Consider the following 25,975-nt stretch of genomic DNA (forward strand, 5'->3'; position numbering starts at 1 on the left):
TTTGTAGCGCTTGCAAAATTCCCCGAATTTTCGGCTCTCGCGCCTGCGCCGCCTTCAGCATCTGCAACCCGGTCCGGCGGCCCGGCAATCCCGGTCCGGCGTCCTCCCTGAGACTCAGAGGGTTTATTGCTCCGCACCTCTACCGCCCATCCCTCTTCCCCATGCCTCAAGAAAAGTCCGGGCAGCTCCTCCCGTTCCAGCACTCCTTTTGCCCAGGGTATCCCCCAAGTCAATCCGGCAGGGATAGAGGATTGCTTCAACCACCTTAATCCGACCGCTGTCCGTCCAGCCACAGACCACCCTCTCCTTCCTCACAATGTATTCCCATTGTAGGCAGGCCGGCATTTACCGGCAATGAGACTTTCTTGACCAAGGGAAACAGCGGCCGAACAGGCCGATTTGCATATTTTCAGCCGGTTTGGACTTTATTGCAGACTTAAGATTTTCCTCGCAACACCACAAAAAAAGAGCCCCTCCCGAAGAGATTGGCCCTTGTTCATCATGCTGCCCCATTGGATCCCCTACTTCAAATGCCGATCGCCAGAGCAATCCGCTTTACTTGCTAAGCTCCCGGTAATGCGTTGGCGTCATCCCCTCCAGCTTTTTGAAGATGCGGTTGAAATAGCTATGCTGGTATCCCACCTGCTCGGCGACTTCGCTTATTCGCAATTTGGATTCGCGCAGCAGCTCCTTCGCTTTATCCATGCGGAGACTTGTTAAGTAATCAATGAAATTATTGCCCGTTACCTGCTTAAATGATTTGCTGAGAAAAAAAGAATTCGTGCCGATCTCATCCGCACAGCTATCCAGCGATACATCCTTCATATAATTTTGCTGCAAATAGATCATCGCCTGCTCGATCATCATTTTTACTTCGGCGTTAGAGCGCTGGCAGAGCTCCTTCAAATAAGGAGCCACTACCTTCTCCTTGAACCAAATCAGCATCAGCTCCGGCTCGCGGATTTGCGACAGCGCCTCGTACAAATTTACGCCCATGAACAGCCGCTTCGGGTCGAAGCCCGATTGCATGATCGCATGCTGGACATGGCCGAGCAGATGCAGCATTCCCTGCTGTACATCAATCGCCTTCGCCCCTTTGGCCCGGAGCGCCTCCAGAAATTCAGCCAGCAGGCGGTATGCATCCTCCTCCTGCCCCGTGCGCATGGCCTGGATCAGCTCCCGTTCCAGAGTGAAGGAATAGGTCGGCTCGGCCTCATCCGTCCCTTCCTGCTCCAGCCGCTCCATGTCGATGATCTGATTCTCGTTGCTGAAGGGGCGGTAACTGGCCGCCTGCTTCACTTCTTCGAATGCAAGCGGGATATCGGAAACGCTCAATACGGGAGCGCTGTAGGCTAGCGTGACCCGCATTTTCAATATCACGTTTATCGTACGCGCCAGCTCCTCACTATAGCTAAATACCTCGGCATCGGCTGATCCGTCCTCCGGCAAGACAAGCAGAATCCCCGCCGTCAAATCGTGAAAATGAATCGTATCGGCTTGACTGAAGCGCTGCATGGCCAGCTCGCCGATGATATTGGCAGCCGCATAGGATACGAGCCCTTCGTCACCGCTTCTGAACTTTCCCTCCAGGCTCGTCATCCCCGTCAGCTGGACATATATGACGATAAAATGCTTTTGCTCGACGTCCCACCTGAACCGCTCCATCCGGCGGCGCAAATCCTGCTCGGAATAAGCGTATAAATGCCCTTGCAGCAGCTGGTTCAAGAAGCTCTCCTTGACATGGGGGAGCTGCTCGGCCAGCTTGCGCTGCAAATCATGGCTCTTCCAGTGCAGGCTTTGCCACTGCCGCTCGATGAGCGCGAATTCGTCCTCCTTGCCCTCTGCCTTGATGTCATCCGACAGGAGCGTCTTGAACAGCCGCCTGATTGGCGAATACATCCGCCTCGAGGCGATCCAGGAGAGCACAGCCGCCAGCAGCAAAGCGCTGAAGCTGACGATCAGAATCAGCTTGGAAATGAACATCACCGGAGATGTAATACTGGAGATCGGCGAGGCGGACACGTAGGTCCACTCCGTGGCAATCCGCGAGAACTCCCCGTAGGTAACCGTGTAGGTGGCCCCGTCCCATTCAAAGAAGAAGGAAGAGTTCTGGGCTGGTCCCCGCTCCTTGATCTTCGCGCGCAGCTCGGTGACGAAAGGCGAGTTCGAGCTGCTGCCGCCCGCGGAGGCAAACAATTCCCCCGTGTTCTGCACAAGGAACGTCTCTCCCGCGTTATACGGGGTCATCGTCTTCAGCATATTCGCTACCTTCTGGGAATCCATCCGAATGAGCAACGCCCCGAAGGGCTGCTGGCTGCCGCCCGGAATGTAATGCACCAGCGTAAGCTCCTTCGCCTCCGGCCTGTTCGGATCAAAGGCCCATTCTGTCCAGTACGTGCTTCTCTTCGTGTCAATCAGCTTGTCATATAATCCTGATACCGCAGGGGAATGGATTTCGCCATACTCGGGGTTGAACAGCAGCGGCGCCGGCTCCTGCCCGGCCAAGTAGAGCTCGACCTGCTTCACCATCGTATTCGAGCCCTGCATCACAACGAGCGTCTTCGTAATGTCCCTTGCCCGCTCGAAATCGCGTTTGAAATCACGCCCGTTCAAGCTGTAGTCGAATTGGGGATCGAACGCCCAATGCGAGAGCATCAGTTCCAGATTGGACAGCTGTTCATCGATGTTCCGGGCCCGCTGCGCGATTTGCTGATGATGCATCTGCAGCAGCTCGCTCTCGAGACGCCCTCCTACCAGTCCATAGATGATTATGCCGGTAATGATGCCGGGAATCGCCGAGACGACCAGCATCATAATTAAATTGTTGCGATAGTATTTGCCCTTGCAGCCAGAAGCTCCTATAGCATGCGACCACCATCTTGCCAAAGTTCCCGTATTCATCTCCTCACCAACCGAATCAAGATATATACAAAATGTAAACGCATTCATAACAAATTACAAGCCCGTTTACATAAAATGGGGCAATCGGCTTATCGCTGTTTAAGGCAAAGAAGCTGCCCGCGCAAATCAGTATGCATGATTTCGCGCGGCAGCTAATATCGCCATACGGCTCCCGTTTACACTAGGGTTTCACCTGATTGTACAGGTCGTTCATCTCTTTGACCAGATCGTCCCCTCCGGTTTTTCTCCATACTTCGAATGCGGACATTAGTCCTGCCTCATCGATCTGTCCCACAATGAATTTGATGCGCGCGTCGTTGATGATATTATCAAGCTGCTGGCCCTTTTGCGAATAAACGGTAGAAATGAACGACTCGGCAGGGTTCGTTACAATAAATTCCTCATTGGCCTTCTGCACCTCGGTCTGCTTAATGCGCAGCGGCGTCTGCTTGACCTTCTTGGCGTGGTCCTCTGGAATGAAGCCGAGCATTTGATTTAAGCCTTCTACCTCAGATTCCAGCTTCACGGTATCCTTGATCGGTTCCACGAATTCGCCAACCGGATTATAGTGAATGCCTTCGAGGCCGAAGTTAAGCAGTGTCTGCATTTCCGGCTCATTCAGCTGATCCAGGAATCCGAGCACCCGCATAAGCTCCTCCTCGGTCTTCACAGACGATTTAGGGATGGCCAATATGCCCGCAAAGCCGGATGTCGGCAGGGTATGCAGCTTGCCATCAGCTCCCGTCACTCCGCCAAGGACGTCAATGTAGTGGCGATCCGGCTCATCTTTTCCTTCCTTGGCAAGAGCGGCGTGTATTTTATCGTCGATGCGCGCGCCGACGTCAACGACATCGACGATGACGCCCGCTTTATTGTTGACGATCGGGTCTACCCACTTAGCGCTGTCCATCACGGCAAAATCGGAGTTGATCAATTTTTCGTCGTATAATTTTTTCATAAATTTAAGCGCTTCCACATATTCAGGATATTGATGCTCTGGCACCAGTTTGCCATCTACGACGCCCCACTTGTTCGGCGTGCCGAACCACAGCTTGATCGTATCGAAGCCGCTGGCCCATTGTCCCGTCCATTTGACGAGCACCATGCCATACGTGTCGTTTTGCCCGTTCTTGTCGGGATCCTGCTCCTTGAACGCCTTCAGCATATTATAGAAATCATCCACGGTCTGCGGCGTTTCCAGCCCGACGTTATCGAGCCAATCCTTGCGGAAGGCAATTCCATTGCGGCCTAACACCCGTCCCCGGTAGATTCCGTAGTTCTTGCCCTCGATGGAGGAGTTCTCCATAATGACCGGATTGGCGCCGCTCAGGTTCGGAAACTGCTGCAAATAAGGTCCGACCTCCCAGAACGCCCCGGATTTAGCAGCGCTGACGAAGCTCGGCGCCTTCACGTCTCCGACGTATATAATGCTGGGGAGCTTGCCGGAAGCAAGGGTGATATTGAACTTATCGGCATAGGAGGCGTTCGGCACCCACTCAAAGTGAATGTTGCTGTTCGTCCTTTTCTCGATTTCCTCAACCACCGGCCCGTCGTCCTTTGGATAATTCGTCTTGAAAATCGGCAGCATGATCGTCAGATCAAGCGGGGCTTGCTCCGCCTGCTCTTTCCCCTCATTCCCATTGCCATTGCCAGCTGAAGCGGGGTCCGCCGCCGTGTCCCCGGAGCTGCCGCCTCCGCAGCCAGCGATCGCTGCTATCATGGCTGCAACCAGCCATACGGATAACCAGCGTTTCATTGTTCCCATCCTTGTGTGCCTGCTCATTCACTGATAACCTCCCTTAAAGTTCATAAGCTTTACTCATTTTATATGGTAAAATCATCTGACTCCACAGCTGCTTCCAGGAGCCGGACGAAGTTAACCCTTGATCGAGCCGAGGAGTACTCCCTTGGCAAAATGCTTCTGCAGGAACGGATATACGCATAAAATCGGAATCGTGCCCACTACGATGACTGCCATCTTGATCGACTGCTCCGGCGGCTGCACGAAGGTCGGGTCCATAGAGCTGAGATCGCCAGCCGATTGCGACAGCATGACGATTTGCCTGAGCATCACCTGCAGCGGCCATTTGCTGGGATCATTGATGTAGAGCAGGGCCGAGAAGAAATTGTTCCAGTGTCCCACCGCGTAAAACAGCGTGAAGGTGGCGAGCACGGGCTTCGAGAGCGGGAGCACGATTTTCCACAGCAGGCTGAGCTCGTTGCAGCCGTCGATTTTGGCGGCTTCCTCCAGCCCCGGGGGCAGCTCCTGAAAGAAGTTTTTGACGATGATCAGATTAAACGCGCTGATCGCCCCGGGTAAAATAAGCGAATTCAAGGAGTCCAGCAAATGAAGCTCGCGAATGACCAGGTAGGTCGGGATCATCCCCCCTCCGAACAGCATCGTGAAAATAACGAGGTTCAATATCATGTTGCGGCCCATGAGATTGCGCCGGGCCATCGGGTAAGCCATCGTCACCGTAAAGAACAGATTGACGATCGTGCCGATGACGGTCACATAGATCGATACGCCGATGCTGCGCATGATCGTATCCGTGGAAAAAATGAATTTATACGCATCCAGCGAAAATGTCTTGGGAATCAGAAATACGGCGCGTTTCGTAATTTCGGCATCCGTGGCGAACGAACCCGAGATGACGAATATGAAGGGCAAAATTGCCAGCAGTCCGAATAACGCGAGGAATACGTAGTTGAATGCGTCGAATATTTTCTCGCTTGTGCTTCTGTATTGCTTGCCCACAGCATCTTCTCCTCCCTAAATTCAGTGGTCAGTACAGTCCCGATTCACCGGATTTCTTCGCCAGCCAGTTGGAGCCAAGGACAAGTATCACGCCGATGACCGATTTGAACAATCCAACAGCCGTACTATAGCTAAATGCTCCCTGCGTAATTCCCAGCGCGTACACGTAGGTGTCGAACACCTCCGCGACCTCGCGATTCAAGGCATTCATCATCAAATAAATTTGCTCGAACCCGTTATCGAGAATCGTTCCCATCCGCAAAATAAGCAGGATGACGATCGTGCTGCGAATCGAAGGTAAAGTGATATGCCACAGCTGCCTCCAGCGGCTAGCCCCGTCAACGATGGCCGCTTCGTATTGCTCCACGTCGACCCCCGCCAGCGCCGCCAGGAAAATAATCGTCCCCCAGCCGCACTCCTTCCAGATCGTCTGGATAATAATTAGCGGCCGGAACCAGTCGGGACTGGCGAGGAAGTCGATTTTCCGACCTGTAAACGCATACAAAAACTCATTAACCATACCGCCTTCGGTGGTCAGAAATACATAAGTCAAGCTTGCCACGATGACCATAGATATAAAGTGAGGCACATAGATCAGCGTTTGAATCGTTCTTTTAAAGAGCGCCCGGCGTATTTCATTGAGCAGCAGTGCCAGGATAATCGGAGCCGGGAAGAAGAAAATCAAATTGTACAAAGACAGCACCAGCGTGTTGCGCAGCAGCATGAAGAAATCCGGGTTTTGGAAAAAAACCTTGAAATGCTCGAAGCCTACCCATTCGCTTTTCCAAAATCCGATGAAGGGCTGGTAGTTTTTAAATGCAAGCAAGATTCCCCACATCGGCACATATTTAAAAATCAGAAAATACAGCAGGCCCGGCAGCAAAAGAATATACAGCCATTTATCGCGCTTCAGGCGCTTCCAGCGGGTCTCCCGCTCGGCCCTTAAGGCTTGTTTCCTCATAAGGATGTTTGGCGCAGCCGTAGGTTTCACTCTGTTCACCTCCATATTCATCGGGAAGCCGGCAGCTTGCAATCGATGTAGCCCCATTATGGGTCAGGGCTTATTTTCCGGCAATTAGACTTTCTTGAAGGCCTGGCAAACCTTACTTCAGACCGGTCCCCCAAAAAAGTGCAAATGCGGCAAAACATTGCTATTGCCGGGAGATAACAGCTAAGCCAGACTGGTGGGGGAGGGCTATCAACGTTAGAGAGGTGGAGATCAGTTGAATAAGAAGCTGTATCACGGAGCCTGCCTGTACCCGGAGCTATGGAGCCGGGACGTGCTTCTGCAGGATATCGGGATGATGAAACAAACAGGGATCAATGTGGCGCGGATCGGGGAATTTGCGTGGTCTATCTTTGAGCCGGAAGAAGGACGGATCGATATCAGCTCGTTTGTCGAAGTGATTGAGCTGCTGTATGAGAATGGGATCGACACGGTGATGTGCACGCCGACGCCAACCCCGCCGATCTGGCTCAGCCACGGCCACCCGGAGCGAATGTACGTAGATGAACGCGGTACCGTGATGGGGCACGGAGCGCGTCAGCATGTCTGCACGAATTACCCTTATTTCCGCGAGCGGGCTGCGATCATTACCGAGCATATCGCCCAGGCCGTCGGCGCCCTGCCTGGCGTCATCGCCTGGCAGCTCGACAATGAATTCAAAGCCCATGTGGCGGAATGCATGTGCCATACGTGCAAAGGCATGTGGCATGACTGGCTGGAGCAGCGCTACGGCACGATCAGCAGGCTGAACGAGGCCTGGGGAACGAACGTCTGGAGTCAGGCATATCAGCGGTTCGACCAAGTGCCGCAGCCAGGACCGGCTCCCTTCCTGCACAATTCGTCGCTCCGGACGATGTACCAGCGCTTCTCCATGGAGAAAATTGCGGAGTTCGCAGACGAACAAGCGGCGATTATTCGGCGATACTCCGCCGCGCCGATTACCCATAACAGCAGCATCGCCTTTCACGTCGACAACGAACGGCTGTTCAAGAACCTGGACTTCGCATCGTTTGATACGTATGCGTCCAGGGAGAACGCGCACGCCTATCTGTTCAATTGTGATTTATGGCGGAATTTCAAGCCGGGCAAGGATTTCTGGATCATGGAGACAAGTCCGTCCCACGCCGCCTCCCTGGAGAGCTACGCCGCGCCGCACCCGAACGGGTATGTGAAGGCCGAAGCTGTGGCGGCCTATGCCTTGGGCGCTCAGGCCTTCTGTTACTGGCTGTGGCGGCAGCAGCGGGCGGGCAGCGAGCAGCCGCACGGCTCCGTCGTGAGCGCCTGGGGCCAGCCGACGATCGGGCATCGCCAGGTGCTGGAGGCCGAGGCAGCCAGGCAGGAGCTTGAGGCGGTTCTGCTGGAGACAAAGCCGATGCAGGCTGAAGTAGCGATGACGTATTCGGACGAGGCAAAGGCTTATTTCAAAACAGAGCCGCACCGGAAGCTGGATCACCGGGGATTGGTGAGCGATTTCTATGGAAGGATCTTATCGCTAGGCATTCACCGCGATGTGCTTCCTGAAGGAGCCGATCTCGGTGGATACAAGCTGTTGTTCACGCCGTTTCTCCCTTACGTGCCCGAGGATTATTTGCAGCGGGCGCTGGAATTCGCAGCCGGGGGCGGCATCTGGATCGCCGGGCCGCTTACCGGTGGACGTACGGAGGAGCATACGATACCGACGGATGCGGGGCTGGGCGAACTGGAGCAACGAGCAGGCGTGAAGACGGTGTATACGTACCCGATGGACGGTACGGGATCGGTTGGACGCGCATTCGGCGTATCGGCCCCGCTTTCGCATTGGAGTGCGGTATTTCAGCCGATGGAAGGCGGCGCATCCGTGGTAGGCGAAATCCGTGAAGGGCTGACGCCGGGCCTGGCCTTCTTGACCGAGCATCGGTATGGGCAGGGGAAGATCGTCATGCTGGGCTCGATGCCGGGCGGCGAGGAGGGGGATGCCATGCTTTGCAAGCTTATCCGGCATTATACGGATGAAGCAGGGGTAACCGTCAAGAGCGACGTGACCCCTGGCACTCTGGTCGCGCCAAGACAGGGAGCCAATGGCCAACTGGTATGGATCATCGTCAATATGGATGGCCGCGGCGGAAGCGTCACCCTGCCTTGCCAAGGTACGGATGCCTTAACCGGAGACGAGGTACCGCCAGGCCAAGTGGCTGTAGAACCCTTCGGATACAAGGCGATCCGTTTGAACCTGCCGCTCTTTTAAATCCTGTTTTAATTTCTCTACATAAAAAACGACAAGTAACCCCCAAGAAGGACACTTTGTACAAAGTGTCCTTCTTGGGGACTGCTTTTTGCCCTACGCATACCGACCGACTCATCCATGAACTCCTTAACATATTGCGATGCGATGTTTGGGCAATCATTTTCCCCCAACTCAGAAATTCTTCGAGCATTTGCCTGCCACCGCTTCCTATATCGCCTAATTCGCGACTTCTTCAGCAGCCCCAGACCTACGCTCGATTTAGATGGATTTCATGATTCTATTTTTTCCTTTTTCCCATGATTAGACGAAATAGCTGTATCTTGTGTATCTAACTCTTCATTTTTTCCCCAACTCGGGCTTTCCGACTTATTTAGTTACACAAAATCCAGTTAAATTACATTCTGAAGATAAGAACAGCTTTTAACTGCAACAAATCCAGTTATTGCACAACACATCCCTCATATTCTAATGGCTCGAGCCATAATCAGTGCGTTTGAACAGCAAATACATCCTATACTGCAACAGAGATATTATTACTGTATAATAATAACTCTGCGGATCAACCTTACATATAGAGTTATCCATCATCTACTGTTCTTACAGTATGGATTTAGAGGAGTCTTGTTTATGAAAAATCCAAAAATCACCTTGGCCATCCTGCTAACGAATTTATTTATCGCCTTCCTTGGGATCGGGCTCGTTATTCCGGTGCTGCCTACCATTATGAATGAGCTGAATATTAGCGGGAAAGTCGTAGGTTATATGGTATCGGCCTTTGCCATTACACAGCTGATCAGTTCGCCGTTTGCCGGACGCTGGGTGGACAAGTACGGACGCAAGGTCATGATTGTGCTCGGCCTGTTCATTTTCGGCTTCTCGGAGTTTCTGTTCGGATTCGGAAAAACGGTTGAAGTATTGTTCCTGTCCCGCATGCTTGGCGGAGTCAGCGCGGCGTTCATTATGCCAGCGGTAACAGCTTTTATCGCGGATATTACAACAAACGAAACCCGGCCCAAGGCGCTTGGCTATATGTCTGCTGCCATCAGCACGGGATTTATCATCGGCCCCGGATTTGGCGGATTTCTCGCGGAAATCGACACGCGCCTCCCTTTCTATACAGCCGGGCTGCTGGGTGGGCTCGCGGCGATTCTGTCCCTGGTTCTGCTGAAAGAGCCTGAACGTGCAGTTGAGGGTTCCACAAAACCAGGGCAAACGAGCGGTCTGCGCCGCATCTTCATACCGATGTATTTCATCGCATTCATATTGATCTTCGTGTTGTCGTTCGGCCTGGCTGCATTTGAGTCGCTCTTCAGCCTGTTCGTCGACCATAAGTTCGGCTTCACGCCGAAGGATATTGCTATCGTCATTACTGGCGGGGCACTGGTCGGCGCGATTGCCCAGATCCTGCTGTTTGACCGCCTCACCAAGCGTTTAGGCGAAATCAATGTCATCCGTTACTGCCTGGGAATTTCCACGGTTCTTGTACTCCTAATGACATATGTAAGCACATATTTCATCATCCTGCTGACCACCTTTGTCCTCTTTACCGGCTTCGATTTGATACGCCCGGCCATCACGTCGTATTTATCGAAGATTGCCGGGAACGAGCAAGGCTTTGTGGGCGGCATGAACTCGACATTTACTAGCATCGGCAATATTTTTGGCCCGATTGTGGGTGGTGCGCTGTTCGATATTAATCTGAACTATCCCTACTATTTCGCGGCCATCGTCCTGTTGATCGGAACGGTAATCGCGCTGTACTGGAAGAAACCGGAGGTTGCTGAAGGATAAATGGGTGTATCAATTGCGCCATCAAAACTGTTGCCATCCGTATTTTCTTCGGGTATTCGGATTTTATGGTGGAAAAGGGCCTATAATCGCCCTTCTCCAATTTCTCCGGCATTTATACCGCTGACGTTTAATAAGAAGCCCTACACGCTTACCGTGGACCGGTAAATCCGTACAAAGCTGCTCTCTGTTACTGTGCTTGTAGAGGTTCGTAACGCACCCACAGTGAGGGCAATGAGTAGGTTGGAGTGTTCGTCTCCACTTGAATGAGAATATCGTGTTCATTCTCTGAAATGCTAAGAACCGTAAGCTGTAAAAGGTTAAGGATATCCATATGGCTACCTTTTGTTCATATATTCCTTCTTAGGTAAAACTTATTATCAGCTTAACTTGGCATTAAACCGCACTTCCAGCGCATCCCAGTTGGGAGTAGGGATGCGGGTCTGTTCCTTCCAAAGGTGAAACACGCGGCTTAAAGCCACAATTTCGCCTATGGATCCGTCAACCAGTCGGCTAATCGGCAAAATATGATAAATTTTCATAATCAGGCGCATCAGCGCTGGTCGTTTGCGGATAAGCGAAGCTTGTGCGGCCGGCGTTAGCGGATAACCCAGGGCCTCCAACACGCGAAAGCCTTCGTCCATAGCCGCGATCATTTGCCGCAACAACTTGTCGTCCCTAGCGATTTTTTTCATTTGGCGCTCGTGTATAACCGTTACAAAGTTTAGCGCAATAATAGGCACGATATGATTCTTCAGCCATGCGTCTATATATTCGTGATAGATAAGTTTGTACTTGGTTTTCGAAAACACTTGATCGAGATCGGCCTTAAAAGGAATCGGGCCTTCCAGTCCACCGAGCACCATCTGTCCACCGCCTCCACGGATACAGACAATCCGCCCGTTTTCACGGCTTCCCGCGCTAGTTTGGAACCCGAAGGCGATATTTTTGGGTATATCACTATGCTCATTCAAATAATCTTGCATATCATGGGCATTTGTATTATTCCCTATGATTACGATATTTTGGCTCTTATTGTTGGCCAATATAGGCAGAACCGCCGAAAAATCCGTATATTTCATGACAACAAAGATGAGATCATAATTATCGTCCGTGTCCAGAGTCCGGATGACACGAATCCGATCTACCGTCGTTTTCCGCTGAAAATAATGGCGAATGACAAGTCCCCCTTTCTCCAGTTCCTCTGCCCGGTTTCCTCTGGCCAATACGGTCACATCATTGCCACCACGTTCAAGAACATGGGTTAAATAACTGCCTATGACACCTGCGCCATAAACCAATACTCTCATGTTGATATCCTCTCTTTTCGTTTAATGAACATTTGTTGTATTAACAACGTTTGTCAACTACAATTAAACTAACATCTGACTAAACTACGGATCAATCGGTAATATTTTTGATTCTGTTGAAAATTCAACAAAATGGGCTTTGATTGTCTAAAAGGGAGCAGAGAGACAAATGGATAGACGTATTCTAAAAACGAGACAGGCCATTATGGAAGCTTTTATCGGGCTAATTGAGGAGCGCGGCTTTGAGAAGATCACGATACATGCAATCGCGGACCGGGCGAATGTAAACCGAGGGACCGTCTATTTGCACTTTACGGATAAGTACGACCTGCTGGAACAGTGCATCGAAACGTACTTGCAGTTATTGTATGAAAGTTGTATACCTGACGGGGAACCAGGAAAGGTTCCGTCCAAAGCTTTACTGCTTCGCACATTCGAATTTTTGGAGCGTCACGCCTTAGTTTACTCCACGCTCATGACGAGCAAAGGAGTTCCCGCATTCCGAAAGCGAATGATGGCGATGATGGAGATAAGTATCGAGGAGCATATCAAAAGCAACGGCATCGGCCCGAGCATGAACCGTGAAATCCTCGCCCAATTTCTAACCATTGCAGTGGCCGGTCTGGTGGAATGGTGGATTATTAACTCAATGCCTTACACTCCGTCGGAAATGGTGGATCAATTGATGATGATCCTGGAGCATAATTTGAATTTGCAGGGGTAGCCTTAATATAGGAGGCAATAAGTGTCGGTTGCCTTTCTTGAGTGTTGGATGAGGGAAAAGTGATATAATTTCTGTGCCGTTCTACTCGTTTTCCTTCTGATATTTGCCAATTCGTACAGCTTGGGTCACGCAGCCTACGGGAACACAATCACAGTCACAGTCACATCTACTTTTAATATGCCTTCCGGCTGGATGATCCAAAGCTCCTCGACCTTTGCCGGGACTACGACATACAATTTAATCAAGGCGTATTAAACTCATACTGCAATAATGTTATAAGCGGCGATCAATTCCCGGAACTCTATCGGGGAGAGAATGCCGTTTTTTTGATAATCGGCTGCTTTGTACATAACTAATCTCCCCCTAAGAAATCATCAAGCTTAAGCCGATAATAAATCGAGGTAGTGCTTTTGTACCATAAAATTAGAGAGTCCGATGAAGGACAATACTGAAAGAGGAGATTCGTACATGCAGAGCAAACCATCTAGAGAAAAAGCATCAGGAGTTCATGGGGAAATTAAAACAAAGCTGGTTCATTCCTTGAAGTTCAAGCTGATGTTACTAAGCGCAGTATGTCTGGTTATCATATTACTCATTGGCGGAATGTCGCTTGCTATGCTGAATAGCAACAATCAAAACTATCAAATGACAACCCATATGAGCCAAGTTAACCGGCTATCGGAACAGAATGAAACCTTGGATGTCATGTATGTCTCTTCTAAAGATAGCAATTATTTGGGCGAAATCTACACTAACATCGACGAAGCTTTTACTATTATCAATACGAACCATCCAAATAGCAAATACAATAAGGAATGGGATAGTTTAGGAAATCTATTAGCTCAGAATAAATCAAACATGCAACAAATTATTGACCTATCCGATGAACGCGGGTTCGATCTATCCGCTGGCATCTATCAAAAGCTGAATGAAAATGAAAGCTCACTTCAGGAACAAAGGGATTTGCTGAGCAAGATAGCGAACTGGGTCGATATTCCTATGTTGAGTACTGCGACCTTATCACTAGGTACTGAAACTGTCGACGGAACTACCTATAGTAAATATCGCTATTTCAACGACATTCCCGATAAAGGGGATCGCGATAAGCTATTGGCCCGGATCGGCGGTGATGCCGTAGAATACAAAGGCACAGCCTATTTAACGAATATTCAACTCATCAACGAATCATCCCAAACTGTGATAGATTTTGCAAAAGTATCAGATTCCGCTCTACAGCGCAGCTACGGTTCTGCCTTCGGCGGAATTGAGTTTACAACCTTTCAAGGGCAACCTGCATTTAAAATTGCTAACCAATTTACAGCAGCAAATGCCTCATGGGAAGAGATTGGTATTGAAATAGATACGACAGACATCCATTTAAATGAATATGATCAGGTATCTTTTGAAATATACTTTGATACAGCTGTTCATTCCAAGAATATCTCAATAGGAGTCGCTTTGGATCAACGCTATGATTTCAGCAATGCCTCCAATCAGATTAATCAGCTTTTGAATGAATATAATCGGGCTGTGATCGAAGGTAAAAGTGAAGAGGTTACAAAGCTTTATCAGGAGATCAGTTCAATTACGAATGAAATGAAGGCAGCCTTTGGTAATTACTTCGGCAGTAACGAAACACCAACAGAAGCGATAAGCCTTATGGAAGAGAAAATGAACATCCTAGAAGAATTGCAGCCCATAGATTCATCGCTAGTTCAGTTAATCAATGAAAATAAAACCTTGGTTGCCGAAGTACGCAGCGTCATTGAAAGCATACATGGGAAGATTTCAGACGATATGGTAACCGGTGCGAACAGTTTACGAGCGACAATTATCATTTTAAGTATTGCGGCGGTTGCGATCGTTATTATCATTGTATTCATCATAACTCGCAGTATCCAAAAGAACGTCGATCAATTCCGATATCTGCTGCAAGAAATGGGAAAAGGAAACCTGAGTGCACGTGCTAAAATTACCTCTAAGGATGAATTCTCGCTATTTTCGAATTACCTGAACCAATTTAGCGACCAGCTCAGTGCGACTTTGCAAAAAATACAGAATCTAACGTTAGAAGTGAATGAGAAAAATACTGCTGTTTATGGTGTTATCCAGTCTGTAGTGAACGGTAAGGACGATAGAGAGGGTATATTGCAGCTGCAAGAACATTTCAGATTGATCGAAAATAGCGTTACAAATCAAAGTGCAAACACAGAAGAATCATTAGCGAGCCTGCATGAAATATTGGAAACCAATAAAGGCTCCGTAAATGAAATTAGCGCTACGAAGACCATCTCGGAGAAATCTTTAGCAAGTGTCCAAGAAGGTGTGCATAATATCGAGACATTGAATAGCAATGTTCAAGGAATCTCACAAAGCGTCGACCGATCAAGCCATGAAATACAGGAGCTGATCGAATATGCGCAATCGATTCAAGAGGTATTGGTAACCATACAGAACTTTGCAAACCAGACTAACTTGTTATCCTTGAACGCCTCCATTGAAGCAAGCAGAGCTGGTGATGAAGGCAGAGGCTTTGCCGTTGTAGCCCATGAAGTGAAGAAGCTGTCCGAAGCTACAAGTTTAGAAACACAGAAAATTAGCGAGATTATCAACAACATTAACGGTAAAATAGCCCAAGTACAATCTGCCAATGAAGATGTTAAATTCCATGTTGAGGATACAGAGAAAATTGCAACGCATTTTACTCATATTATTAACAATATGAAGGAATCAACAGAGCATAGTACGGCTTATATTACAAATCTCATGGAGCAAATCACAAGACAAATGCTAAGCACAGAGGATATTGTGAATGCCGTTGACCTCATTAGCAGCGATTCACAAGAAATTTTGGATAAAACCGTAATTACAACAGCAGTAACTGATGAATTAGCAGACACATTAGTTCAAAATCTGGAAGTGGTTGAGGAATTAATGGAAAGTATCACCAGAATTAAGGAAGACATCAGTGCCTTTAAGCTAAAATAATAGGGTTGGGCTGTGTATAAGTTATTTCGATGACTTATGCACAGCTTTTTTCTTGGAGGTGAGCCACTTGAATAAAGGCATACTCTTGGCTTTTACAGGCGAATTGCGTTTATTCCAGATACAAAAAAGGCACCCTTCGGCGCCCCCATTTTCTATCATTAGGACTTGCTTGTTTCTTCGATGGACTTGACTTCCTGCGGCTTGTCTTCCTCTTCTTTGAAATCTCCGCGGGCGCCTTTCTTGAATTCCCTTAACATCGTGCCAAAACTGCGTCCAAGTTCCGGCAGTTTGCTGGGACCGAACAACAGGAGCGCGGCAATGACCAGCAACAGCAGATGCGTTGGCCGCAACAAGTTTTCAAGCACATTTATCACTCCTCAGATATATCTTATTGTAAATTATACTACTTTATACGGTAGAAAGGGAGTTTTTCTCTTCACTTTCAGCAAATTATTATGGGAGAAACCAAAATGCTGTCCTGGGCATATGCTGTGAGCAAAGCGATGCAAAGGAGTGAACCTCGTTGAGTTCCTACAGTTTGTTAGCGATCATCGCGATCGGTGTGGCATCCAATTTAGACAACGCTGGGGTCGGAATTGCTTACGGTGTTCGAAAAATCCATATTCCCTGGTATTCCAATTTAACCATTGCCTTCATTTCCTTTTTGGCTACCCTCGTTTCCGGCTTATTTGGAAATTTGATATCCACCTGGATGCCCCCTTGGATCGGCCAGTTGATCGGAACCATCGTCATTATCGGTGTCGGCGTATGGGTGCTGGTCCAGCCTTATGTAGAAAAAAAGCCGTCTCCCAAAACTTCCTCCTCCAATTCATTTACACGTCTGCTCCAAAACCCAGAAGAAGCGGATGCCGACAGCTCCAAATCGCTTAGTTTGCCTGAGTCCATAGTACTCGGAATCGCCCTAGCGATGAATGCCTTAGCCGGCGGCTTTAACGCAGGCATTACTCAATTGAACGTATGGTACACCTCTCTGTCCGTTGGCTTATTCAGCTTCATCCTGCTGGCGCTTTGCGCTGGATTCGGGGAGAAGTTCGCAGCCGAGAAATTGGGCCACCGGGCAACGGTAGTTTCCGGATTGCTGTTGATCTTCATCGGATTTCGGCAAATGTTCTAAAGGCGGTTTCGCGGACTACATGCGTATTCGAATCGCCGCAAAGAAGCCAGTATAAATCCCCGAAGTTCAGGAAATAACAATCCTTGAGAAAGGAGGGGTTATTATGCCTGCACAAAATCTGGGGGTTCATGAGAAGCTGGAACTTCATGAGCTGCTTACTTTCAAAACCACTTGCCTCACTAAAAGCCAGACGATGGCTCCCATGGTGACTGATCAAAACCTTAAAACGATTTTGGAAAATGACGTGCGCAGCGGAACTGAAGATATTCAGCAGCTAAGAAATCTACTCGTATAAAACAGGAGGCCGCAAATGAATACCATAATGAATAATAAGACTGGGACGAACGCAATGACTGATCAGGTGATTGCCTCCGATCTATTGATTGCAGCTAAAAGCGGTATTAAAAACTATGAGCCGCACTCTCCGAGGCAGCAACTCCAGAGGTCAGAAACGTACTGTGCGATCAACTGAGTAAAGCTGTTAACCTTCACGAACAAATTTTCAATTATATGAAGGATAACGGCTATTATAACGCTTACGATCCAGACCAACAAATACAGATGGACATACAAAATGTCGACAAAGCCTTAAATATGCCGAACGCATAACATGTCGCCTTTCCTAAAATACCGCTAAGAGGTCTCTTGGCGGTATTTTGAATATGAAAAAAGAACAAACGAGCTGCAATTAGATCAAAAGTCATAAATTTGTATTTTTAGAACTTTTCATATAGGCTATAATAATAGTTACCGGATTACTCTCGTCTTCTTTGCCTAACGAATTATGTTATTGGTATACCGGGCTTCTATTATGATGAGAGGTGTTTATTTTGCGCTGGCTTTTGAATTATGAAGAAGATTTGCAGCAAGCGTTCACTACTGCAGACAAGTTGTTATCTGGCCTCCCTCCCTCCTTTAGCCAACCAGCCCGTGACTTCCTCGACAAATTCCATGTATTGAAGGAGAATCGCTCGAAAAATTATATTTGCTACCTTCTGCCGTACTGGCTGAAGGAAAAATCCACAGTACCGATTACGGATTGCCGCCAAATCGCGATAGCAAATATTTTCGGAATGATGTACTATCACCTTCTTGATGATCTGATGGATAATCCAGAAGCGCGGTTTAAGCATCAGTTGCCCCTGGCCGATCTGATTCACTTTGAATTCTTGAACATCTACAGAAGCTATTTTCCTGCCGACTCACCGTTCTGGCCCTATTTCCGGAAATACATCGCGGAATGGGCAGATGCCGTCACTTACGAGAACAGTAATAATTTCTTCCTAGAGGCTCCTGTAAGGGTCGCTCATAAGGCAGCGCCCGTCAAGCTGACGGTTGCCGCTATTTGCTTGCTCTCTAATCAGGAGAACATGATTCCTTTGCTCGAAGACAGCGTGGATACCGTTCTGATTACACTGCAAATGCTGGATGATTGGATGGACTGGGAGAAGGATCTGAAGGAAGGCAGCTATAACTGCCTCATTGCACTGATCGAAACGAAGCAGCAGCTGACAGAGATGCGCCGACCTACGCCAGATGAGATAAGACAAGCTATATACACGCAAGGCATCTTATCAGAGTATGCGCAGCAAGCAGAGACTCACCACCAAGCATTAAGTGGTGTTCGTTGTTACACCCAGCATCTCTATGATTTCCATGAATTCCTTGTACATAATATTCGGCAAGCCGCCAAGCAGATCGAAAAGGACAGGAAATTGCTGGAAAATGGCGGATTGGAGTACTGGCTGTCGAAAAAAAATTCTAATTCCTAGATTAAAACTGAGATTAATGCTATAATATGTAAGTGTTTATAACCATTTTTTCTGAGAAAGGGTGATCTTTATGACAACATCAGGAGCTCTCCTTCAAACGCAAATTATTCAGAAAGCTTGGCAAGACCCTAGTTTCAAAGCAAAGCTGCTAGCCGATCCAAAGGCGGCAATCCAGGAGGCGCTCGGGGTTATAATTCCGGATCACATCAAGGTTAAGGCAGTTGAGGAAAATTCCGACGAATTTTATCTTGTTCTTCCCCCAAATCCGTCGGAAGTAATTAAAAGTGACATCAAGCCGAATGCTGTGTGGATGTAAATATTTTTGAAATATGATCACAAACGAGTAGGGCCATGGCAAAAAAACTTCCCGTCAAGTATCTCTTGACGGGAAGCGAATAATTGCTTCGGTACCTACTCCTTTTTCACTCAAGAAGGTAATTTCACCTTGCATTACTTCAATAATTCGGAACGTAACCATTAGGCCGAGTCCCGTCCCTTTAGTTTTATTGGAGAAATAAGGTTCCCCAAGCCGGGCCAATACATCTGAATCCATTCCCTCACCATTATCTTTGATATGAACGTAGACCCAGCCATCTTCTTTATATCCCCAAACTTGAATATCTCCTTCGCCTTGAAGTGATTCGATACTATTTTTGATAATATTAATAATGGCTTGCTTAAATTTAGAGGAATTTCCCTTAATCAATAAATTGTCAGGTATATTTACAGATATTTTTCCTCCCTGCAAATTTGCCATTGGTACTAGTATTCCCTCAATATGTATAAATTCCTGAAGTAAGTTTAATGTAGCCACTTTTCCTACTTCCGGTTTGGCAAAAGTAAGAAAGTCAGTGATAATATTCGATGCTCGATCAAGTTCATCAAGAGCCATATTCAAATATACCTTTTCAGATTGCTCATGTTTTTCAGCCATTAATTGAATAAATCCTCTGGTTACCTGCAGTGGATTCCGAACTTCATGAGCTACAGAAGCTGCCATTTCACTGATAATTTCCATTTTCTCCGAACGCTGCAATTCATTATTGAACATCTCAAGCTGCTTAGAGTACTCGACCACCTGTTCATGGTTTTCAGAAAATCTTCTCCCAAGTATGATAATTAAGGAGATTAGGAAGCTAATTACACCCCATTTCCATAGGAAGAGGTCGTAGTATGCATTTTGAGAATAAAACCAAATCAGCTCACCAACTCCTAGTATCGCGAAAACCAAAAATCCAGTTGTAAATATAACTGCGTCTTTATTCTTTTGGAATGTATAAACAGTGACGATACTCAGAAGTAAGATAAACTGAATAATCATAATGTACCCTAGTATTTCCTGTGTCACAAAGCTATACATACTGTGGTACTTTCCTGATGATAAATGATGAAAAACAACCATAACCACGCAAAACATAGAATATCCAAGTTGGAAGTTCCTAAACCTCCTAATAATGGAGTAATAGCCAGGACCAAATACCTTCTCAAAGAAAAATGTGAATGCCGGCAATAAAATAAATAGTGCCGCATCAAACAAGGTAACATATAAATTTCCTTTATCCTCAAATAGCCAATATAAAAAGGATGAGTAGGTTACAACAATTACACCACTAGATAAAAAAACCACACATAGAGAGAGCCAGATAATCAAGTTATCCGATCTTAAAAATACTGTACAAGCTAACATAATAATTGCAATAAAAATAAGTGTGCTGCCTAATATAAAGTCAGCTATGTTCCCCCTGACATACTCTTTGATCAGCTCTTGATAGGCCCCTACTTTAATTACATCTGGAATTCCTATTCTATTATGAGAATAGATTCCGATATAAAGTGTTTTATTTGAATCAACTTCATCTAAAGGCAAGAGTACACTATTAATTTCATAATTATAATCACGCACTGACTCATATATTTTATTACCGTTCATAAAAGCAACAATATGCTTACCATAAATTTTATCGATTAGAATCGTAGAGGAACCCGGTAAAAGCTTTGGAAGTGTAACCTTTATCCATTGGGACGTTGCATCCCTAGGTCTTTCAGGCATAGGGGCATTTAATGAAATCTGCGTCCAACCTTGGATTTCTTCCAATTTGCGCTCATCCATATTTGTATCAAATTCATTAGTCCATGCGATATCCCATTGTACAATAGTTTGCCCTAATGAATCCTTCTCCCCAGAGCTTTCAAGTAAATATGCACAATAGGCTGCTAATACTAATCCCATAAAAATAACAATGGCTTTGACTAACCCTTTCATTACAGCACCCCTGCCTGCAAAATAAAAAAACATTTAACAAACCCTTTTTTATATAATTCGATATAATCTTGCTTAAACCTTCAATATTCTGGAAATGCCTAAATTTTTTTATCATATATTGTCACTTGTATAAGTAAACGTACTCCAAATTGTTAATATACCATGACTTTACTTCCGGGGATAGACGCTAGAGAAAGTGAATGACGAACTTTATGCATAACAATCACTGATCGACTAAGGTCTTATTATAACAGAAAAAGCCAAGGAACAGGCCTTCAAGACAAAGGCTTCCCTTGGCCTGTGCACCTAAACGGTAACACGCCAACATCATAATTCTTAATCAATAAATAACATATAAGTGCCAATAGGTTTGCCCGTCTTTGAATACCAAATAGACGGTGTTATTCTTTCACACCTCCCAATGCTACCCCCGCAATAATATAACGAGATAACAGGAAGTAGACGATAAACAGCGGTAAAGCCGTCAATGCCAGCCCTAGGTAGATCGAACCGAACTCCGTCTTGTAAATATCACCGCGAAGCAGGCTTACCATAATCGGCATCGTATACATCTCTTTTTTGGTTAGCAAAATCAGCGGCATGAACAGGTTGTTCCAGTTGGCCACAAAGGCAAAGATGGCCTGCGTTGCCACCGCCGGCACCATCAGCGGCAGGATGATTCGGTTGAACGTTTTAAATTCGCCTGAACCGTCCACGCGCGCTGCTTCCACGATTTCAATAGACAACGTGGCCAGCAGGTATTGGCGCATAAAGAACACCACAGCCGGCGCCGCAATCGCAGGCAGTATCAGCGGCAGGAAATTATTCGTCCATTGCAGTTTATACATGAACTGATAAAAGCCGATCGCGCTTGCCTGGGCAGGGATCATCATGACACACAAGATGAAAGTAAAAAATGCGTTGCGCAGCTTCCAATTATAGGTCACTAATCCATAGGCCGCCAAGGACGAGAAGTAGACCGTTAAGATCGTTGCCGAACTGGAGATAATAAACGAATTCAGAAATCCTTGAATAGGATCGAAGCTCTTGTCGAGCAGCACCTGCAAGTTGCTCATTAAGTGAGTGGAAGGAAGCAGCGAAAGACCGCTTTGGATTTCAGCTGTAGAGCGCGTAGCGTTTACAAACATGATCCAAAACGGAAAGATGCTGAGGATCGCCAGCAGGATACAGACAATGTAAATAATCGCCCTGCTAATCCTTAAACCGGCGAGTCCGCTTCTCTGAGTTTTTTCCATGGATTACACCTCTCTCTCAACTGCTGCACGGGCAGACTTTCTATATTCCTTTTCCGCTTTCCTCATTTTTGCTGCGTCGCGGTCACGCATGAGGTAGAATAGCAACCCTGACAAGATCGCTGCGATCACAAAGAGGATCATGCTCGCCGCTGCGGCACGATTATACAAATAGCTGCCCTTGAACGCTTGCCCATAGATGAACATAGTCGCGGTAAGCGTGGAATCGTCCGGTCCGCCTGCAAGGAACAACTGTGGAATATCGAACATCGTTAAACCGCCGACCATCGATGTAATCAGCGTGAACAGCAATATGGTACGCAGACTAGGCAATGTAATACGGAAGAACGTTTGAAACCCGCTTGCGCCGTCGATCGCCGCAGACTCGAATAGAGCGGGATTTATGCCCATAACCCCTGCGATAAGAATGATCATCGTGTTCCCGTACCACATCCAGAACTGGATGAACGACACAATGCCGCGCGCTGTCGTCTTATCCTGAAGGAAGAAGATCGGGGCGTCGGACCAGCCCATCATCTGAAACAAACTGTTCATAGGACCCATCGGGTAGGCGAACATGGAGCTAAATAGTACAGCAATCGTACTTGCAGTAATAATATTAGGCATATAGAACAGAACCTTGAACACGCCTTGCCCTTTTATTCTGAGGCGCTGATTCGTGAACCATGCCGTGAGCAAAAGCGCGAGAACGATCTGTGGGACGAAATTGACAATCCAGAGCAGTCCCGTGTTGAACAGAGATTTCCTGAACGAAGGATTATTAAAAAGGAGATCCTGAAAGTTCTGAAATGGGTTATCCAGAATATGAATTGGCTTAGGTACTAAGCCCTTCATATCAGTAAACCCGATAACTGCGGTATATAAAATGGGATATAACGAGAAAATCACAAATGCAACCACAAACGGAAAGGTAAACAAATAACCATATTTCGAATAGTTGACAACCTTGCGACGCATGTCCTCACCTCACTTGTTGATATAAAGAGGCGGGGGAACTCCCCCGCCCCTTCCGCTTCCTTCTTATTCGCTATCAATGTCAAGCTGGTCTTTGACCTGCTGTTTGAAGGTTGCAATCGCACTTTCGCGGTCTTTGTTGCCTGCGGTGTATTCACGTACTTGATCGCGCCAGAGCCTGTTTATCGTTTCGTCATATTGAGTCAAGTTCTTGCCTGAAGCGTTGGCGTTGGCTGGAACGAATACTTCAAACATATTCTGCCCGCCGAGCAGCGGCACTTCTCCGTTGGATTTCTCCATGACGACGGAGGAGGCAACACTGTCCTTAGTACCTTGCTCGCCCTCATTCATCGTACCGTTAGCCCAGTAATGCTGGAGGCCCGTTTCAGAAGTGTCGAGCGTAACCCATTTAATAAAGTCTGCAACTGCTGCTTTCTTAGCCTCATCCTTCGTTACTTCATTGTTGGCAAGCAGCCATGTACCGCCCCAGAAGAAGCCTGTCGGCGGCTCAGTAACAGCCCAGTCGCCATTCGTATCCTTGACTTGACCGTTCATGACATAGTTAATGAGCCATGCCGGTCCGAAGAAACCGAAGATCGGTTGAGCGCCAGATCCGGACATATCTGCATACCAGGCTTCCGTCCAGTCCTGCGTATCGTTGTGATAGCCATTATCTTTCAGCTTCTTGGAGAGATCCAGAAACTCTTCACGCTTCGGATCGATATGAAGCTTTCCATCGACAATCCAGCCTTTATCAGAACTGTTCTCGATGGCGTGCCACATATCGCCGTCACCAGATACGATACCATAGCCTTTGGCTTTCAGCTTCGCAGCTGCTTCGAAGAATTTATCCCAGCCAGGGCCAATTTCATTTTTGATTGTGGCTGGATCGTCTGTTCCAAAGGTATCCTTCGCAAGGGAGCGGCGATAGATAAAGGCTCCGCCGGTTGCTTGGTAGCCGAGGCCTTTCAGTTCGCCATCTTTGCTGCCGATATCGACGGAATATTGAGCGATCCCGGCATCCTTAACCATTTGATCATCCAGACCGAGGTCCGCGTAGTTGGCGGCATAAGTGGATGCATCGCCTTGTGTATATTTGAGCACAAACGCAGCTTCAGCTGCATAAATGTCCGGAGCATCTTTGCCGCCAGCGGCCAGGGCCTGGTCAAGAGCCGGCTGATAAGCGCCATCGGTAGTTGCTATAACTGTCGTTTTGAATTCCACATTCGCATCAGGATGGGTTTCCAAGTATTTCTTGGTCATGTTTGGAATTTCATCCGTGAAGCTCCAGAGATTGATAGTGACTTTCGGGCTATCTCCGCCTTTTGAAGCTGAACCATTGTTCGTTGATGGGGTCGTATTGTTTGGTGAGTTAGGTTCCTTCGCGCCTCCGCCGGTACACGCTGCGAGAACAGACGACATTACGAGCATTAAAGAAAGTCCCACTAAAACACGTTTCATTTTTTTCATACTTTGCCTCCCCTTTTTATTTATTTCTTCGGTTTATGTAACCGCATTCATATTATAGAGCCTCTAGTCCTAAGAGATAAGGGTCCGCTTTTTAGGAAAGGTTCCTCTTTTTTTTGGATTCCGTTCCGGTCATGAACATAGATTATCTTTAAATTAAGAAAATTTCTCACCCCCATTGCAAGCGGTTGCAAAATAACATGGATTCACTGCCCTATTCCGCTTGTTCAGCCATTATGGAATATGAGCTTCTACTCCGTTCCGCATGGATCGATACTGGCCCGGACTCATTCCTTCGTATTCCTTAAACAGCTTATTAAAATATTTGACTCTCTGATAACCGGTACGATATGCGACTTCTATGATGGTCAGGTTCGTTTTCAGCAGCAGCTCCTTCGCTTTCTGCAGCTTTCTGCGGGTGACGTATTCGCTAAAATTCATCTGGCATTGTTCTTTGAAAAGCGAACTGAAATAACTCACGTTCAGATGTACATGCGCAGCGACTTCCTGTTGGCTGATTACCTCCTCGATATGCAGTTCCACATAGTGCATCGCCTTGCGGATCGGGTCGCTTAGTCCGGCTTCCTCCTCCCTGATGGCCATTAATTTAGGATCAGCCATCTTCCGCATGTAGACGATATCCTCCTGCTCTTCCACGACCTTAAGGGCATCCTCAACGGAGGCAATTAGCTTCTCCCGGCCGATCGGCTTCAACAAATAGTCCACTACGGACAATCGAAGCGCTTCCTGGGCGTACTCAAACTGGGCATGGCCGGAGACGAGAATCACAGATGGCTGACGCTGGATACTTTTCTTCCTCATTTGGCTAACTAGAGCAAGACCACTGATCTCCGGCATACGGATGTCCGTTATCATCAATTCCACGGGGGTCTCCTCCAGAATTTGCATAGCGGCCCCCCCGCTGCTAGCCGTAAGGATCTCGTATTGGCCTGCTGCCCATACTCTAAGTATTTTCTTCATACCCTCTCGCGATCTCGGTTCGTCGTCGACGATAAGAATCGTTCGGCTCCTCATGGCGTTTTACCCCCTCGGATAGAATATGGGTGTCCGAATAAACTAGCATTCTTTCGAAGCACGACATTTATTTCTCCCTCCAATCCTCTATTCCCCCTATCCCGTTCATTGATTTTGATTTGCTCGTTCAGTCTTAATCTCTAGTCAACTCGTTCCAAGATAAAAAAAGGGGTAGTCTTTAATATATTCCACATTAAGACTACCCTCTGGCTGTAATAAAATTATATTATCTTGCAACTCAAGTACCTTCTTTTTATCACTGAATAATGACAAGATCAAGTTTAAAATATTCTTAAACTCCTGTGCTATAATCTTCCGGAATACGTTCAACACCCCGTTTGATAAAGTGTATATATTTCCATAAAAAGTGCAATAT

At 47.3% G+C, this 25,975-nt stretch carries 20 protein-coding genes and 1 pseudogene; 9 read left to right on the top strand and 12 right to left on the bottom strand.

Annotation, left to right across the window (positions count from 1 at the left end; all coding sequences use genetic code 11):
• Positions 1-555: 555 nt before the first annotated feature.
• From MKX50_RS19920 to MKX50_RS19935, 4 genes are all read right to left on the bottom strand, one after another.
• Complete coding sequence (locus MKX50_RS19920) at positions 556-2,886, bottom strand: helix-turn-helix domain-containing protein (RefSeq protein WP_339157641.1); 2,331 nt, start codon at positions 2,884-2,886, stop codon at positions 556-558.
• Between the two features lie 196 nt (positions 2,887-3,082).
• A complete protein-coding gene (locus tag MKX50_RS19925; RefSeq protein WP_339157642.1) occupies positions 3,083-4,684 on the bottom strand; it encodes an extracellular solute-binding protein in 1,602 nt (533 codons plus the stop codon).
• A 93-nt stretch (positions 4,685-4,777) separates the two neighbouring features.
• The gene (locus tag MKX50_RS19930; protein ID WP_213593394.1) at positions 4,778-5,659 is read right to left on the bottom strand and encodes a carbohydrate ABC transporter permease; all 882 of its coding nucleotides are present in this window, start codon (positions 5,657-5,659) and stop codon (positions 4,778-4,780) included.
• A gap of 28 nt (positions 5,660-5,687) precedes the next feature.
• Entirely contained in the window at positions 5,688-6,620 is a 933-nt protein-coding gene (locus tag MKX50_RS19935; RefSeq protein WP_230873811.1) for a sugar ABC transporter permease, read from the bottom strand.
• Positions 6,621-6,882: 262 nt separating this feature from the next.
• Here MKX50_RS19935 and MKX50_RS19940 point away from each other — a divergent pair, with 262 nt between their 5' ends.
• Positions 6,883-8,889, top strand: coding sequence for a beta-galactosidase (locus MKX50_RS19940; protein ID WP_339157643.1), 2,007 nt, complete (start codon positions 6,883-6,885; stop codon positions 8,887-8,889).
• 627 nt (positions 8,890-9,516) lie between these two features.
• Entirely contained in the window at positions 9,517-10,680 is a 1,164-nt protein-coding gene (norA, locus tag MKX50_RS19945) for a multidrug efflux MFS transporter NorA (RefSeq protein WP_213593391.1), read from the top strand.
• 63 nt (positions 10,681-10,743) lie between these two features.
• Here norA and MKX50_RS19950 read toward each other — a convergent pair whose 3' ends face one another.
• Both MKX50_RS19950 and MKX50_RS19955 read right to left on the bottom strand, forming a co-directional pair.
• Entirely contained in the window at positions 10,744-10,962 is a 219-nt protein-coding gene (locus tag MKX50_RS19950) for a transposase family protein (protein WP_339157644.1), read from the bottom strand.
• 95 nt (positions 10,963-11,057) lie between these two features.
• Positions 11,058-11,987, bottom strand: a complete 930-nt coding sequence (locus MKX50_RS19955) for a 2-dehydropantoate 2-reductase N-terminal domain-containing protein (protein ID WP_339157645.1) — start codon at positions 11,985-11,987, stop codon at positions 11,058-11,060.
• Between the two features lie 169 nt (positions 11,988-12,156).
• On the opposite strand from MKX50_RS19955, the gene MKX50_RS19960 reads away from it, so the two are divergent.
• Positions 12,157-12,711, top strand: coding sequence for a TetR/AcrR family transcriptional regulator (locus MKX50_RS19960; RefSeq protein WP_213593389.1), 555 nt, complete (start codon positions 12,157-12,159; stop codon positions 12,709-12,711).
• Between the two features lie 468 nt (positions 12,712-13,179).
• The gene (locus MKX50_RS19965; RefSeq protein WP_339157646.1) at positions 13,180-15,699 is read left to right on the top strand and encodes a methyl-accepting chemotaxis protein; all 2,520 of its coding nucleotides are present in this window, start codon (positions 13,180-13,182) and stop codon (positions 15,697-15,699) included.
• Between the two features lie 158 nt (positions 15,700-15,857).
• Here MKX50_RS19965 and tatA read toward each other — a convergent pair whose 3' ends face one another.
• Positions 15,858-16,064: a twin-arginine translocase TatA/TatE family subunit gene (tatA, locus tag MKX50_RS19970; protein ID WP_213593387.1), complete on the bottom strand. Its 207-nt coding sequence runs from the start codon at positions 16,062-16,064 to the stop codon at positions 15,858-15,860.
• A gap of 158 nt (positions 16,065-16,222) precedes the next feature.
• Between tatA and ytaF the strand changes: the two genes are divergently transcribed.
• The 5 genes and pseudogenes from ytaF to MKX50_RS19995 all read left to right on the top strand — a co-directional run bounded on the left by ytaF (position 16,223) and on the right by MKX50_RS19995 (position 18,922).
• On the top strand, positions 16,223-16,834 hold the full coding sequence (gene ytaF / locus MKX50_RS19975; protein WP_213593386.1) for a sporulation membrane protein YtaF: 612 nt from the start codon (positions 16,223-16,225) through the stop codon (positions 16,832-16,834).
• A gap of 103 nt (positions 16,835-16,937) precedes the next feature.
• On the top strand, positions 16,938-17,129 hold the full coding sequence (locus tag MKX50_RS19980) for a hypothetical protein (RefSeq protein ID WP_213593378.1): 192 nt from the start codon (positions 16,938-16,940) through the stop codon (positions 17,127-17,129).
• A gap of 15 nt (positions 17,130-17,144) precedes the next feature.
• A pseudogene (locus tag MKX50_RS19985) lies at positions 17,145-17,443 on the top strand (spore coat protein).
• Positions 17,444-17,655: 212 nt separating this feature from the next.
• Positions 17,656-18,606, top strand: a complete 951-nt coding sequence (locus MKX50_RS19990) for a hypothetical protein (protein WP_339157647.1) — start codon at positions 17,656-17,658, stop codon at positions 18,604-18,606.
• Between the two features lie 70 nt (positions 18,607-18,676).
• The gene (locus tag MKX50_RS19995) at positions 18,677-18,922 is read left to right on the top strand and encodes an NHLP leader peptide family RiPP precursor (protein ID WP_155611360.1); all 246 of its coding nucleotides are present in this window, start codon (positions 18,677-18,679) and stop codon (positions 18,920-18,922) included.
• A gap of 54 nt (positions 18,923-18,976) precedes the next feature.
• On the opposite strand, the gene MKX50_RS20000 is transcribed toward MKX50_RS19995, so the two are convergent.
• From MKX50_RS20000 to MKX50_RS20020, 5 genes are all read right to left on the bottom strand, one after another.
• Positions 18,977-20,869 (bottom strand): HAMP domain-containing sensor histidine kinase, encoded by a 1,893-nt coding sequence (locus MKX50_RS20000; RefSeq protein ID WP_155611359.1) that lies wholly within the window; start codon positions 20,867-20,869, stop codon positions 18,977-18,979.
• Positions 20,870-21,270: 401 nt separating this feature from the next.
• Positions 21,271-22,125 (bottom strand): carbohydrate ABC transporter permease, encoded by an 855-nt coding sequence (locus MKX50_RS20005; RefSeq protein ID WP_155611358.1) that lies wholly within the window; start codon positions 22,123-22,125, stop codon positions 21,271-21,273.
• A gap of 3 nt (positions 22,126-22,128) precedes the next feature.
• Positions 22,129-23,100, bottom strand: coding sequence for a sugar ABC transporter permease (locus tag MKX50_RS20010; protein ID WP_155611357.1), 972 nt, complete (start codon positions 23,098-23,100; stop codon positions 22,129-22,131).
• 63 nt (positions 23,101-23,163) lie between these two features.
• Positions 23,164-24,567: an ABC transporter substrate-binding protein gene (locus MKX50_RS20015; protein ID WP_155611356.1), complete on the bottom strand. Its 1,404-nt coding sequence runs from the start codon at positions 24,565-24,567 to the stop codon at positions 23,164-23,166.
• Positions 24,568-24,798: 231 nt separating this feature from the next.
• Positions 24,799-25,599: a response regulator gene (locus MKX50_RS20020; protein WP_339157648.1), complete on the bottom strand. Its 801-nt coding sequence runs from the start codon at positions 25,597-25,599 to the stop codon at positions 24,799-24,801.
• Positions 25,600-25,975 lie beyond the last annotated feature (376 nt).

Source organism: Paenibacillus sp. FSL W8-0186, assembly GCF_037969765.1.
GTDB lineage: Bacteria > Bacillota > Bacilli > Paenibacillales > Paenibacillaceae > Fontibacillus > Fontibacillus woosongensis.

What these genes read in the sequence shown, in the direction of transcription:
- MKX50_RS19955 (WP_339157645.1), bottom strand. Translation starts at nt 11,987, where the DNA reads ATGAGAGTATTGGTTTATGGCGCAGGTGTCATAGGCAGTTATTTAACC.
- MKX50_RS19925 (WP_339157642.1), bottom strand. Translation starts at nt 4,684, where the DNA reads ATGAGCAGGCACACAAGGATGGGAACAATGAAACGCTGGTTATCCGTA.
- norA (WP_213593391.1), top strand. Translation starts at nt 9,517, where the DNA reads ATGAAAAATCCAAAAATCACCTTGGCCATCCTGCTAACGAATTTATTT.
- MKX50_RS19980 (WP_213593378.1), top strand. Translation starts at nt 16,938, where the DNA reads ATGCCTGCACAAAATCTGGGGGTTCATGAGAAGCTGGAACTTCATGAG.
- MKX50_RS19935 (WP_230873811.1), bottom strand. Translation starts at nt 6,620, where the DNA reads ATGAGGAAACAAGCCTTAAGGGCCGAGCGGGAGACCCGCTGGAAGCGC.
- MKX50_RS19995 (WP_155611360.1), top strand. Translation starts at nt 18,677, where the DNA reads ATGACAACATCAGGAGCTCTCCTTCAAACGCAAATTATTCAGAAAGCT.
- MKX50_RS20020 (WP_339157648.1), bottom strand. Translation starts at nt 25,599, where the DNA reads ATGAGGAGCCGAACGATTCTTATCGTCGACGACGAACCGAGATCGCGA.
- MKX50_RS19950 (WP_339157644.1), bottom strand. Translation starts at nt 10,962, where the DNA reads ATGAACACGATATTCTCATTCAAGTGGAGACGAACACTCCAACCTACT.
- MKX50_RS20010 (WP_155611357.1), bottom strand. Translation starts at nt 23,100, where the DNA reads ATGCGTCGCAAGGTTGTCAACTATTCGAAATATGGTTATTTGTTTACC.
- MKX50_RS19960 (WP_213593389.1), top strand. Translation starts at nt 12,157, where the DNA reads ATGGATAGACGTATTCTAAAAACGAGACAGGCCATTATGGAAGCTTTT.
- MKX50_RS20005 (WP_155611358.1), bottom strand. Translation starts at nt 22,125, where the DNA reads ATGGAAAAAACTCAGAGAAGCGGACTCGCCGGTTTAAGGATTAGCAGG.
- MKX50_RS20000 (WP_155611359.1), bottom strand. Translation starts at nt 20,869, where the DNA reads ATGAAAGGGTTAGTCAAAGCCATTGTTATTTTTATGGGATTAGTATTA.
- MKX50_RS20015 (WP_155611356.1), bottom strand. Translation starts at nt 24,567, where the DNA reads ATGAAAAAAATGAAACGTGTTTTAGTGGGACTTTCTTTAATGCTCGTA.
- MKX50_RS19965 (WP_339157646.1), top strand. Translation starts at nt 13,180, where the DNA reads ATGCAGAGCAAACCATCTAGAGAAAAAGCATCAGGAGTTCATGGGGAA.